The organism is Fictibacillus barbaricus, from assembly GCF_031457135.1.
Classification (GTDB): Bacteria; Bacillota; Bacilli; order Bacillales; family Fictibacillaceae; genus Fictibacillus; species Fictibacillus barbaricus_A.
Genome location: NZ_JAVDWA010000003.1, coordinates 468,889 through 482,730 on the forward strand (window position 1 = coordinate 468,889; position 13,842 = coordinate 482,730).

At 35.2% G+C, this 13,842-nt stretch carries 9 protein-coding genes; 2 read left to right on the forward strand and 7 right to left on the reverse strand.

Annotation, left to right across the window (positions count from 1 at the left end; genetic code table 11):
• Window positions 1-198: 198 nt before the first annotated feature.
• Complete coding sequence (locus J2X07_RS11280) at window positions 199-1,881, forward strand: bifunctional metallophosphatase/5'-nucleotidase (protein ID WP_310258810.1); 1,683 nt, start codon at window positions 199-201, stop codon at window positions 1,879-1,881.
• Window positions 1,882-1,937: 56 nt separating this feature from the next.
• Here J2X07_RS11280 and J2X07_RS11285 read toward each other — a convergent pair whose 3' ends face one another.
• Together J2X07_RS11285 and J2X07_RS11290 are read right to left on the reverse strand one after the other, a co-directional pair.
• A complete protein-coding gene (locus tag J2X07_RS11285) occupies window positions 1,938-4,469 on the reverse strand; it encodes a carbohydrate-binding protein (RefSeq protein WP_310258811.1) in 2,532 nt (843 codons plus the stop codon).
• Window positions 4,470-4,483: 14 nt separating this feature from the next.
• Window positions 4,484-5,881 carry a fibronectin type III domain-containing protein gene (locus tag J2X07_RS11290; RefSeq protein WP_310258812.1) on the reverse strand — a complete coding sequence of 466 codons (1,398 nt, stop codon included), beginning with the start codon at window positions 5,879-5,881 and terminating at the stop codon, window positions 4,484-4,486.
• A gap of 269 nt (window positions 5,882-6,150) precedes the next feature.
• Between J2X07_RS11290 and J2X07_RS11295 the strand changes: the two genes are divergently transcribed.
• Entirely contained in the window at window positions 6,151-6,618 is a 468-nt protein-coding gene (locus tag J2X07_RS11295; RefSeq protein ID WP_310258813.1) for a hypothetical protein, read from the forward strand.
• Window positions 6,619-6,721: 103 nt separating this feature from the next.
• Here the strand turns inward: J2X07_RS11295 and J2X07_RS11300 are convergent, their stop codons facing one another.
• From J2X07_RS11300 to J2X07_RS11320, 5 genes are all read right to left on the reverse strand, one after another.
• A complete protein-coding gene (locus tag J2X07_RS11300; protein ID WP_310258814.1) occupies window positions 6,722-6,985 on the reverse strand; it encodes an excalibur calcium-binding domain-containing protein in 264 nt (87 codons plus the stop codon).
• Between the two features lie 25 nt (window positions 6,986-7,010).
• Entirely contained in the window at window positions 7,011-8,897 is a 1,887-nt protein-coding gene (locus J2X07_RS11305) for a SpoIID/LytB domain-containing protein (protein WP_310258815.1), read from the reverse strand.
• 107 nt (window positions 8,898-9,004) lie between these two features.
• Entirely contained in the window at window positions 9,005-11,047 is a 2,043-nt protein-coding gene (locus J2X07_RS11310) for a hypothetical protein (protein WP_310258816.1), read from the reverse strand.
• A 152-nt stretch (window positions 11,048-11,199) separates the two neighbouring features.
• Window positions 11,200-12,321 carry a PQQ-binding-like beta-propeller repeat protein gene (locus J2X07_RS11315; protein WP_310258817.1) on the reverse strand — a complete coding sequence of 374 codons (1,122 nt, stop codon included), beginning with the start codon at window positions 12,319-12,321 and terminating at the stop codon, window positions 11,200-11,202.
• Window positions 12,322-12,464: 143 nt separating this feature from the next.
• Entirely contained in the window at window positions 12,465-13,841 is a 1,377-nt protein-coding gene (locus tag J2X07_RS11320; protein ID WP_310258818.1) for a sugar phosphate nucleotidyltransferase, read from the reverse strand.
• Between the last annotated feature and the right edge of the window lies 1 nt (window position 13,842).

Sequence of the window (13,842 nt, forward strand, 5' to 3'; positions counted from 1 at the left end):
AATCTGACGATAATTAATTTCTGTATTCAGGGGTTGAAACTCCCTCAGATATTTTCCCTTAATATTACAATTATGATACAGATATTATATTTTCATTAAACTTTTATATACCAACTATTTCGACAACCTTCGACTCCTTTTTCAGTTTTCTAATGCTAAAGTAATAGTGTATGACTAATTTGAAAGGATCGTGATGTAATGCCGGTTAAACAATCGTTTAAAAGTTTACTAGCCTCTTCCCTTGCAATTGGGCTGATTTCTTCTCAGTTAACGATGCCTGCTTTTGCACAATCAAAGGATAAACATGAGACTAAGCAGCAAAAAGACAAAACGTATAAGTTGTCGATTATGCATACGAACGACACACATGCACATATCGACAATGTTGCAAAATTAGCTACAGCTGTTAAAGAAGTTCGAGCAGCAAAACCAGATTCCCTATTATTGAGTGCTGGTGATGTGTTCTCAGGTACACTTTACTTTAATGAATTTAAAGGACAAGCTGATCTCGAGTTTATGAACCTATTAAAATACGACATGATGACGTTTGGAAATCATGAATTCGATCTTGGTGCAAGTCCAGAAGGTCACCAGGCATTAGCCGATTTCGTAAAGAATGCAAAATTCCCCTTTGTAAGTTCCAATGTTAACTTTTCAAAAGATGACAAGCTTAAAAACCTTTATAAAGGCTATTCTTTAAAATACAAAAACGGAAACATCTATTCAGCTATGATTAAAAAAGTGAATGGTGAAAACGTAGGGTTTATCGGGCTAACGACAGAGGAAACAAAAGACATTTCTAGCCCTGAGAATGTAAAATTTGAAAACTATATTAGAGAAGCAACAAAAGATGTAAAGCTATTAGAACTGTTAGGCGTAAATAAAATCGTTGCCGTTACACACCTTGGCTATGATGATAATCCTGAGTATGACAATGACTTGAATCTAGCAAAATATGTGGATGGAATTGATGTCATCGTTGGCGGTCACAGCCATACACAGCTGAACGCTCCAGTTGTTGTAACGACTGATGAAAAAGGCAAAAAGAAAGATCCGACTGTTATTGTACAAGCGTATCAATACGAAGAATACTTAGGAACATTAGATGTAGAGTTCAATAAAAAAGGTGTAGTGACTGGACAAGCTGGTCAGTTGATCAAGTTAGCTGACAAAGCGGATGATCCTGAAGCAGCACAGCTTTTGAAAAAATACTCGAGCAAAATTGCTGAACTGAAGAACAAACCAACAGGCGGTGTTGCTGCAAAAGCATTGGCAAACCCTCGCGGGGATACCGGAGTTAGTGTACGAAGCAGTGAAACAGAACTTGGAAACTTAATTACGGACGGAATGCTTGATAAGGCGAAAGACTTTAATCCGAATATAGTGGCTTCTTTCCAAAACGGAGGAGGAATCCGTGCGCCAATCGACCAAGGTGATATCACCTATGGAGACGTTTTAACAACACTTCCATTCGGAAACACGTTAGCGACCATGAAACTTACAGGATCAGAAATTAAAACAGCTCTTGAACATAGCGTGAGTCAAGAACCGAAAGAAAATGGCGGATTCCTGCACATGTCAGGTATGAAGCTGACATACGACAGTACAAAACCCGCTGGAAATCGTGTTGTTACGATGGAATTAAAGAACGCAGATGGAACATTTACACCACTTGATTTAAATAAAGAGTATGTAATCGCAACAAATGCCTTTACTGCTAAGGGCGGAGACGGATTCACCGTTTTCCAAAATGCCTATAATCAAGGCCGCGTGACAGACTTAGGTTTATCCGACTGGGAAAACTTGCGAGATTATGTAGCTGAACTAGGAACGGTTAATCCACAAATCGAAAAACGTATTGTGGATGTGGCTAGACCATAATCAGTTAACGTACGAAAAATCCCGGAAAAAATCCGGGATTTTTTTATTTATTGTTTTTACTCTTTAATCAATCCAAATTCTTTAAATACAGCTAAACGATTCAAATATTCCCATTTAACAGTTCCATCTAGAGCAGTCCCACTTGAGTGATTAGGAGCATTTTGACCTGAGGTTCCTGCAACAACACATTTATAAACAAATCCATTTGCATTTACTACATCATTTGAAGAATAAGAAGTGTTCGATTTCCACGGATTGTTATTAACTTGACCAGACTGTGTGCATACCCATCCTAAATAACCTCCAGCTGCCGGTACTGCGTTATAAATAAGCTCTCCTTTTGAAAAAAGTCCACCTGTTGGCATTTGTAAAGAATGGGTCAAAGGATCATATAATTTATATCGAGGTTGATCAGGTAGAGTTAAATTTATATTAGTTGTTTTATTTTTTGTGATGTAAGCCTCCCACACCTCAGTATCACTCTTAAAATAAGGGATTGTTATAATGCTGCTACCTTTATATTCAATGACATTTCCGATTACAGTCGCGATAATGGCATTTGTAACATAGTTATTATCAAATAGCGATTCAATGTTGCTATTATTAATGACAAACTGGCATTCACGAAAGCCAACTTTTACTCCTTCTGTTACATTGGACATTGCCTGGAAGAAATACGATAAAGTTGAGGATTCAAAATAGCATTTAACAAAATTCATATCATTTTTTCTTTTCTCGCTGTTAACACATGTTGATTGAACGAGGGAGTTAAGAATTCTACAGTTTTCAAATCGCACGTTATGAAAGTGCTGCAGGTTTCGGAGTCTGCAATCGGTGAATTGGCAACCCTGAAGAGATACAGTTTTGGGTTCAGTTGAATTAATCGTTAGAAGGAGATTTTTAAATTGGCAGTTATTAAAAGAATTCGAAAAATGAACCTCTGGTTGAACTTGATCAATCGGATCAGCATAGAAAATACAATCACTAATCGGATTTGCAGCTTTTAAAATAGCACCGCCTACAACTAGCTTGATTATATTATTTTTATAAACCGCATTTCCTAAAGAACCTATAATATTTTTAAAGTAGTTCTCTGAAACGACTGTATCATAACTGGAGTTCTCAACATTAAAGCTGCCTTCAATATAATTATTTGTAATGCTTACAAACGCATTTTTTTGACCAGCAGCACCAAACAAAAGTACCCCAGCTCTCCTCATATAATTACCTCTGATGGAAGTAAACTCTTGGTCGTAAACTACAATGCCAGAGCCACTCATATTAGTAATCACATTGTTTTCAATAAAAACTGAGTACCCTCTCGTTAAGATCCCATGGAATCCTCCTGTTATTAAATTATCTCTAATAATACTGTTATCTCCATAAGAATCTTCTTGGTTGATTGCATACTTCGTAGAATCTGGAAACTCCGGGATCCCGTCTAAAAAATTCGTACCCGCTTTACCATTATCCCGAATACGATTGTTTTTAATAATGCAGTAGGTACCCCCCATAGTAATCCCACCACGGTGGCCATCAAAGATTTCATTAAACTCCACTACATTATGAGCAGGCATCCCCCCAAAGTTGGTAAAGATATTAAGATTCCGAGCTGGATCTGTTTCATTTCTAAAGATAAATTTAATCTTCTTAGCTTTCTTAGGAATAGAGATTGGAAAGAGGACCCGCATATTGGTTGTCCGTCCTATAAATTCATTTGTTTCTGTATAAAAAGCCACATTAAATTCTTTATTATTAAGACTCGTTTGTCTAGAATAGCCTTGTCCTGAGAGAGAAATCACACTGAAATCCACCTCAGGCACAGGAACAAAGTCAGTAATGATACTATTAGTAGAAGCAATGACTACCCCATTTGCATCGATATCACCTAACACAGGTTTACCAGGAATAGTTCCTCTAATCCATCCAACGGAAGTGAAGTTCACATTATCACCAGCAAACCCGCTTATTTCACAATGACTTAAAGAACAATACGAAGCCCCATAAGTGAAAGATACTCCATACGTGTGTTCTACCCATTTTTCGTTTGGATCTTTAAAGCTCCGTTCATACATGTCTCCAATTATTTTCCCGTTGGTTAAATGGGCGTTTTTTACTTGGTGAAACATAAACGAGACCCCAGCAAACTGATAAACAGCACCAGTCGTTCTGTCATCATATGGAGACTTATTATCTGAATCATACATTACTTTTAAAGTTGAACCATTTAGATTAAACGTAATATCGTCCACTAAATAGATAGATAAGGGATAACAAAGCGAATAATCACCCTTCGGCAATACGACTAGCGTATATTTTTGATCATGAGCATACTTTAATGCCCTATTTATTCCCTGAATGTTTTTATAAGCTCTACGGTAGTCTTCCTCTTTGTATGGTTTATGAGGAAACCCCTTTGTAATTCCCCACTTCTCCAAGTCGATCACATATGTTCCAAATCCGTATCTTTCTGAATATATTTTCTCAGCCAAATTTTGCTCTTTATTAATAAAAACAGAGTCAGCAATCGTGACCGGAAAAGAAAGATTTCCTGCACCATCTATTATTTTTTTTATTTTTCCGTCCATAAATTTTCCCCTTCCTAATTTCCAACGAAAATACTGCCATGTATAACTAGTGCAGGGGAATTATTTAATAAATCCGTTACATAATTAGCAGCAGGTTTATTTGTAAAATCATAATCAGATTTCAGAATAAGGTCACCGCGCCCATTTCTTGTATATAGCCTTACTCGGAATAAGAGACCTTGCATAGTTGTTGTGTTATTTTTACTTGCAAATATGTTAAATTGATCAGTAATTCTTTTCTCCTCCAACCCTTCAATCCGGACGTTAACAATCTCTCCGGAAGGAATGATTCCATAGCTTGTACTCGGTTCATATTTACCATTCACATATAAATCACACCAAGAACGACGGTAGCTCGCACCATTGTGCTGTGTATAGATCTGGATACCAGAGGCTAATCCTTCGATGAGATAATTACTCCATGAATTAACCTTGGGGGTCAAGCTACATATAATTTCCATCGCATCAAATGTTATCGGAGGAGTTTCTACGTAATCGCTTCCTCCCCTAAGTGATAATACAAAATCTCCTTGTGTCACTGCTATAATGGAGCGACCAATCGATCTGGAAATTCCGCTTTTAGTTATTACTTTGAAGGTATATTGGGTTGAACTCATTAATTGTGTAATTTCAAAAGAATTTTCTGATGTAGTACCTGCAAGAGTATCACCTGCAAAGACGAGATATTCCAATGGATATAAATTCCTTGGGTTCGATTTCCAAGAAAGAGTGATAGAATTCTTCGTGACCTTAATTGTTTGAAGTTCAATTACATCTAATGGTATGAGATACTCAATAGATTCGTTAATACTGTAATCTTCCAATTTTAAAGAATTGCCTTCTATATTCAATGTCTCTGCTTGCCACTTACCATCAGAAAAAACTAAAACATCCCTATCTTTTAATTGAATAGGGTTAATTTCGACATCTATTAGATTGGATAGACTATGATTATGAGTACCATTTGCTTTGCCATTCCAAGTTTCTTTTTCAGCATCACTCACGAATCGATGCATACTATCTTCCGTTATCATACTAGCTGGATGTGACTCTGGATGCGTATATTCGTTACTTACTTCTTCTTCATTGTCTATGGTAAGTTTGTTTGAGGAAGAAATACCTAATCTGTCGAGAGAGGATTTATTAGAATGTGAATGGGATATCGAGGATAAGTTATCAATCGCTGTTTCGTGAACAGTGAGTTTGCTTATATCTATAGTAGATTCAGAACCAGATTGTTCTAGTTTGTCTAAAGTTGTCTTATTCGCATGAGTGTGTTTCTCTTGATCCAATTCATTTATTTCAGTTTGCAGTTGTTCAACTTCACTTTTGATTACACTGTCATCATAAACGATAAATTCTGTGTTATTTATCGTGATCTTTCCATTTTTATTTGTATCATTGACTGACATATACAGCCCCCTTACTAGTTTAAGGACTTGTACGTTTTTCCCTTAATTTCATAAATAAAGGAAAAGTTAAATTGTACTACTACTAATTTATGCAAATCTAGTAATAATGTGATTAATAAAAACCGATAAAGCCTAATAAAAAAAGGGTTTATTTGGAATAAATTATATTGATTAGTTCCAAATCTGAATCTACAATAAAAAAGAAAAGGAACACATTTCCAAATAAGTATCCTATACGTCATGTTAAGCAAAAGAGGAGAAACATAAGTATGAAAGAATCATATTTTCGCCGTAAATTGTTCGCACCGTTAATCTCTGCGATAATCTTGTCTGTGCTTATGGGATTGACTTCCATGTTTAATGGAGGAAACCTAGGATTCAGCTTTATCTTTTGGAGTTTTTTCTATTTCATGTACACATGCATCATTATCCTAGTTTATGGGAATCTAATTTCTTCTCTTATAGAATTTTTCTTTAATAAATGGGGTAGAGAAGATAAATTTACAAGGTCATTCTATATTTTGCTTCACGGGGTTTTTGGAATCATAGTAGCACCTCTTCTTTCAGCACATTGGAGCCTTGCTATCTTTGGAGGAACCGCTGCTATTATATATGGTTTTTTGGATGTCTGGATGTTATCCCGGTTTAAACGAGGTCAAGGTTTAGGAAGACTCCCCTTGAATTTAGCAAGTATGTTTCTTGTAGTTTCGCTTATTCTTGTTATTTTTGGAGAATAACTTAGAAGGATTAATAACAAAGGGAACTTCAAAATAAGAAGTTCCCTTATTAAATATATCAAAACTAAAAAGAACCTATCACTAAAAAATCGTACCTGTCACCTTATCTTTCACAAGCAATAAGATCTTTGTCTCGATCACTTTTTTTATTTGCTTCATAGAGATTCTTAGAAACATACGGCTTATATTTCGTTTTTCCACCTTTATTTTTTACATTGGCTGCTTTTGCAACTCCACCTTTGTAAACTTTGTTTAATTCCGTACAATTTTTATATGTTTTTGCTTTTGGTGCGGCTGCTTCAGAAGGTGATGAAGCCACCCCTAAAACGACACCTGCAGACAGTAAAATTGGCAGTATTTTTTTCATAATTTATTTCCTCCTATTTTCTAAACTATTTATTAATCCACAAAACACCCTCAGCTTTTTCTTCAAAATAAGAAGCAAGCCCGGTTTGCTTTAAGAATGTTACTGGAACATATACATTTTTATTAATCATTTTCGGTCTAACGCTTAACGTAATTTTCTTTCCATTAACGGTAGCTGTGTTATTTCTGAGTGATGCCGAAACTTTTCTGGTCCCATCAACGATCGCAAAGCTTTGAGATGACCAGTAGTATGTGTATTTCATGTTATAACGCTTTGTTAAACCCGAAATTGGAACATAAAGTGTGCTCCCATCTCTGATAATGGATGCACCTAGACTTTGTACCTTACCAGAAGTTATGGGTGTAATTCCGTTTTTGTAACTGATCGTTTCTTTTACATTGACATAGTCTTCTACAACATATCCCGTATAGCTGCCAATCTTCACCTTAAACCATTCTCCAGTTTTACCGAGAATCGTCACTGATTGATTCAGTTTTCCTTTCGTCAAACTTGCTGAATCAGTTGTCGCAGTTTTACGGATATTAACGCCTTCATAATTGATTGTTCCTGTTACTTGTAGAGCTGTGGTTGGTATCGTCGTGGTTTTATCGTTTTGAATCACAGTGCCAGGATAGTAGAATTTAAGAATATCCCGGAATCCCAAGTCTTTACTTGCCATTGATTCAGCACCATATTGACTCAAGCCAACTCCATGCCCATATCCTAAAATCGTTAGTTGATAATCAGTGGTTGTCATTTTAACAGCAGATACATATTTGCTTTTTAGACTGAGAGCATATTTTATTTGATCAGCGTTAAGCGTCACTTTTTTATACAAGCGTTTAACAGAACCGGATGTGTCCTTCACTACTTGTCCAGAACTATCCTTTGCAAAATATGTGATATTAAAGTCACCCTGTTTCATGCGTTTTCCTGATGTTCTTTCCTTTGCCAGAGTAAAAGAGTTGATACTTACAATCTTTGCTGATTGACCAGCTGTAAGAAAACGTTTCTTTAATTCATCAGCAAGCTTCGTATCCTTTTCTTTTGCGTGATCCCACCATTGATCTGGATTTTTTAAATCCAGCCCCGTTAAAGTGGTTTGCGTTTTATAGAACTTTCCACTTGATATCCTTTTGGGATCGTACGGATCAGCTTTTGCTGGAAAATAAGGTAACTTAACCGCGTTATAGGACGGCCATGCACCTACATTTGTTTCGGAATACCCACCATTTGAGGAAGAAAATAACGATTCTATTAACGTACCATTGTAGGTTAGTACTTTTCCTCTTGTTTCATAGGCAGCCTTTATGGAATCATTGTAATATTTGCTATAGCCAACGTAACGCTGAAAGGATGCAGTATCGTTAGCTGACCGTTTTAAGCTTATGGCATACATGACGTATGTTCTAGCAGCGATTGCCTGTGTCCGAAGTGCATGAAGTTTGAATGCTGAACCCATCTCACCAGGAACAACACCTTTTACATATTCTTCTACAGGAAGTACATTTACAGGTCTAATGTATTTCGATTGTTCAATCGTAAACTTAATTGTTCCTACATACGTTCTCTCAACTTTACCGAAAAGGGTTGTAATATTATTCGGTGAAACAGAACTAGGTTTTAAAGAAAGCTCTTTTCCTTTTGTGACTACTTTACTACCATCATAGAGTAAAAGATCACCATTAGAGAGTTTAACTGTGTATTTTCTACCTGAGGTTAATGTTCTTCCGCTAACCGACTCTTTGAAGCTGCCTTTACTTATAAAAGAGAGCGACGAAACATTCTGTATATCTTCTTTTAATAAAACAGAAACATTTGTATCCGATGCGACGGCTGTATTCGGTTGTGTAAAAAGAATGGAACTGAATACTACCAGCACAGCAATAAAACCAATGGACCACTTTCTCATAAAACACCAACTTATCCTATTATTTACAAAATATAGTATAGCAGAATAATAGGATAATAGTAATAGAAAAAAAAAGACGGAATGCCTAAGCATTCCATCTTAAGAATTTATTTTTCTGCACTATAACTGATTGCTGTTCGTGTACTTTCAAGCATACCAGAAGGAGTAATTGAAACATAAACTTTTCCAGCTTTTGTTCCGAGCTGCTTTAAAGAAATGGTTAAGCTTGAACCTTTAGAAGTAGAAGAAGCCAATAGCTTCCCACCGCTTGCTGCGTTATACACATTAATCACATCATTATTTTGCAGATTTGAAATATAAATTGTATCGTTTTTCTTTTTGTTGTTTGTAATTTTCACTTGGCTTGAAGCGAGTGCGTTTGCTTGTTCGCCTTTATAAGAGACTGCTACTCGATCACTTTCTGCTAAACCAGATTTCGTAACACTTACATAGATTTTCCCGCTCTTTGTACCTACCTGCTTAATAGAAAGTGTAGCAGATGTTCCCGTTGAAGTTACAGATGCAAGTAACTTTCCTTTACTGCTCGCATTGTACACCTTCACAACATCGCCTTTAACTAAACCGTTCACAGTAACAGAGTCAGACTTTCCTTTATTGTTATTTACCTTAACGTTAGTTGCTTTAACAGGGTTTGACTTCATATAAAACCTAAAATCATAAGCTTTATTATAAGTATCATAGTCATTTTTAACTACGAAATAATAAGTACCTTTATCTAACCACACTTTTGAGTAGGAGTAACCTGATACTAGTTCGTCATCATTCGTATAAAAATACGTATATACCCCACCATTACTGTTCTGGATATGTCCATACCACTTTGCTCCTGGCAGTTGTTTAAAAGCCAACGAAACATTCCCGCTAGTAGGTACTGTAATCTTGTACACATCTGTATCATCAGAGTGCGAAATTCTTCCAGTATACGTATTATTAAGTTTTGTAACAGTTGCTGATGTTAAACTATCGTTGAATTCTTTTTCATAAAAAGGACTCGCCTTAAAGCTGGCTCTTAATTTATAAGGATGATCATAAGCATATTCTGAATTGCTTACTTTTATATAATATGTTCCTTTGGGTAATCCCACTTGAGTAGTAGCATTTCCACTTACAAGTTCACTGCTGTCTGTGTAAAACCAATCGTAGATACTGCCTGTACTATTTTGAATGTGTACATACCACTCCGAACCCGGCAATTGGTTCAAAGATAACGTTACGTTACCGTCAGAAGGTAGTGTGATTTTGTAGATATCATTATCATAATAATCTTTAAGGCTGCCATTATAAGTTTGATTTAGTTTAATTACGTCTGCAGAAGTTAAATTATCATTGAATTCCTTCTCATAGTAATCACTTGCTGTATAACTTACTTTAAATTCATAAGGTGTTCCATAAGAATCGCTATCATTTGCTATTTTTATGTAATATGTACCTTTTGGTAATCCTACTTGCGTAACAGCATCTCCCTCTACTAATTCACTATCGTCTGTAGTAATACTTTCGTAGATGGAACCATTACTATTTTGAATGTGCCCATACCAGCTAACCCAAGATTTTTGTTTCATAGTAAGCTGGATATTGCCGTCTTTTGGCAAAGTAATCTTATAGAAGTCAGCGTCATAAGAATCTCTTATTCCGCCTTTATAGGTTTCATTTAGATTAATCGAGTTCGCAAAAGTGATACTGTCATTGAACTCTTTCTCGTAATTATTGCTTGAGGTAAAACTTGTTTTAAATTGATACTGTTTCCCATAAGCATCGCTTTCGTTTTTAATCCTGATATAGTATGTCCCTGCTGGTAATCCCACTTGTGCTTCAGAATAACCAGACACTAGTTCGCTGGAATCTGTATATAAATATTCATAGTTATTACCATTCAAATCTTGTATTTTGGCATACCATTCTGCATCTGCCTGATTCTTTACAGACAAAGTGACATTCCCTGGACTAGTCAATGTGAATTTATAATAGTCCTCATCGTAATAATCTGTTACAGTTCCATAATAAGTCTTATTCAATTGAATTTGGACTGCTTCACTTACACCTGCTTGAACATAATGGTTATGTCCTACAAATAATACTGAAACAAGCATGAAAATAAATAACGTACTACTCTTTAAAATCCCCTTCAACTACCTCATCCTTTCAAATATGTAAAAACAGTATTATTTTACAGTATTTTCATTTAAATGGGTATAGTTTCCTGATATATTTTTACTATATATTTGGTAATTTTTAAAAATTAAATAATAAAAAACCCATCTTTTAAGGATGGGTTAATTTATTAGAAATCAAAGCTAAATGTTTTTCCGTAGCTGAATGAACTTAATAGATTTCCTTTAGAATCGATCAAAAATGAATCAACACCCGTCTTTTCTTGAGTGGCCCAGCTCGTTTTCCCAGTTTTTAATTCAAAACGATACAATTGGGAACCCGAATCATAAGTATCTATTCCAAGATAAAGGTGTGTATTGGTCAGTAGCCAATCTGAATTCCACATCCCTCCGGTTTCAATGGTTTTAGACCATTTCTTTATACCATTGGAAATTGCAACTAGACTCTTTTCATTTTTTACAAAGACCATTCCTTGTTGATCTATCTTAAATTCAGGATACCCCTGTACTTTGTAACTCCATTTCTTCTTACCATATAGATCTTCAGCAACTAAATTACCTTTCCCATCCAAATAATGGAGGATGCTGTTACTTCCAAGTTGTGGTTTAAATGCATTCTTCTTTAGCCATTTAACTTTTCCTTTTGAAGAAATCGCGTATAGCATAACAGTATCGTCCATTGTAATGGCATCATTATATAATGTTCCATTCTTATCGATTTGAATATCGCTAATTAAAGTATCCCCAGCTAGCTTTACCTTCCACTTCAGCTTCCCTTGTGGTGTAAGTGCATATAAATAAGAAGAATTATACGGTCCATACATTTCTGTGTAATTTCCTTGTCCAAAGTATATGGTTCCATCCTTTCCAACCACAGACTTTGAAGGAACTCCACCCGTTACGTTATACTGCCAGATTTTATTCCCCTTTTCATTGATCGCTAAAATTGCTCCATCACGATAATTATCTTTGCTAAAACTTGCATAAACCGTTTTATTGCTTGATGCTGCAGGAAAATAAGCTGGGAATATTCCCTTAGCTGCTATGTAGTTAAATTTCATTTTCCCTGAAGAAGTGAGTGCAGTAATACGACCATATTCTGGTCTTGAAAAAACCTCATAAACAGATCCATCTGCTCCGAGTGATAACTTTGCACTGCAGTATTCTCCGCAATTTTTATTATTAGGATAATAAAAGGTAGATTTCTTTACTGCTGCACTTGAAACCGTTGGATTTAGTATAAAAGAAACCATAAGTAGTGCAAGGATAAGCATTTTCTGAGTTGTACTCATATGTAATAACCCCTTTTTTGCAATATATTTATCTTACTTTTTTCCTATTAAAATGGCAATATATTGTTTTTATGAAGCGGGAAGAAAAAACAAAAAAGCACCCAGATCATTAAGAGTCTGGGTGCTTCATTGTGTTTAATATACTAAGCTTTTTGAAATAGAATATTCTCTTGTATTTCTTCCCACGTCATATATAAGCGAACAATATCTTCTTCAATAAGCTGAGAACCACTTTGTACCTCAATGAATTCTAGATCTGTTAATGCTCGAATTGCATGTTTATCCCCAGATTGAATTTGTAACACATCACCTGGTTTCACAATACGAAGTTTATCATTTAAGACAAATTGACCCTCACCTTTAATGATAGTCCAAACCTCATGACGGTAGTCGTGTAATTGATAGCTTAGGTTTTTACCCGCTTTTACACCTATACGCTTCGTTAAAACCTCTTTATCTTCTTCAAATTTTGTGTAATCTAACACACGATACCATCCCCAACGACGTTCTTCATACATTGGACGATTATTAAAATCACCGACCAATTCTTTTATGCGAGGACTTGCTTCTTTATCAGATACAAGAATCCCATCTGGACTAACTGCAACTATTAAGTTAGAAGCACCTAATACTGTAACAGGAATATCTAATTCATTGATTAAATGGACATTTTTACTATCTTTACTGATAATACCTTTACCAATTTGAGTAGTTGCCATTTCTTCTGTTAATGTATTCCACGTACCTAAATCTTTCCAACTATCATTAAAGGGTAGAACTATAACTTTTTTTTCTTTTTCAACAACTTCATAATCAAAACTTATTTTCGGTAATAAATGATAAACTTTATAAAGTTCATCGTACATTGTGGGAAGGTTCAATTCTTTTAACTTTGAAATAATAAATTTTAATTGAAATGCGAATACACCACAATTCCAAAGTCCATTTTGTTCTATTAATTTTTTTGCCTGAAGTTCAGAAGGTTTCTCTTTAAAATAATCTACTTCAAAAGAGTCTTTATTTTTACAAATTTTTTTAGGGATAACATATCCATACTTTTCTGAAGGATATGTAGGTTTAACACCAATTAAGGCCAATTTAGCATCAGCTTGTTTTAACTGAATTTCCATTTCCCTTATTTTTTCGAAAAAACTAATATTTACAAAAGGATCAACTGGTAAAATACAAACAGTTTCCTCTAAATCTATTTTTTGGACTGAATAAAGGTGAGAAGCTGCAAGAGCAATCGCAGGAAATGTATCTCGCCTTTCTGGTTCAACGATGATAGCTGTCTCCGAGCCTATTTGATTACAAATTATTTCTTTTTGTGATTTACTTGTAGAGATAATTGCATTTTTTACAAGATTAGCTGTTTCTAATTGTTTCCATACCCTTTGAATCATTGACACATTAGTATTGGTTTCATTTTTCAAAACTTTTAAAAATTGTTTTGAACGTGCATCATTTGACAGTGGCCATAAGCGTTTACCAGATCCACCAGATAATAATATTAACTTCATG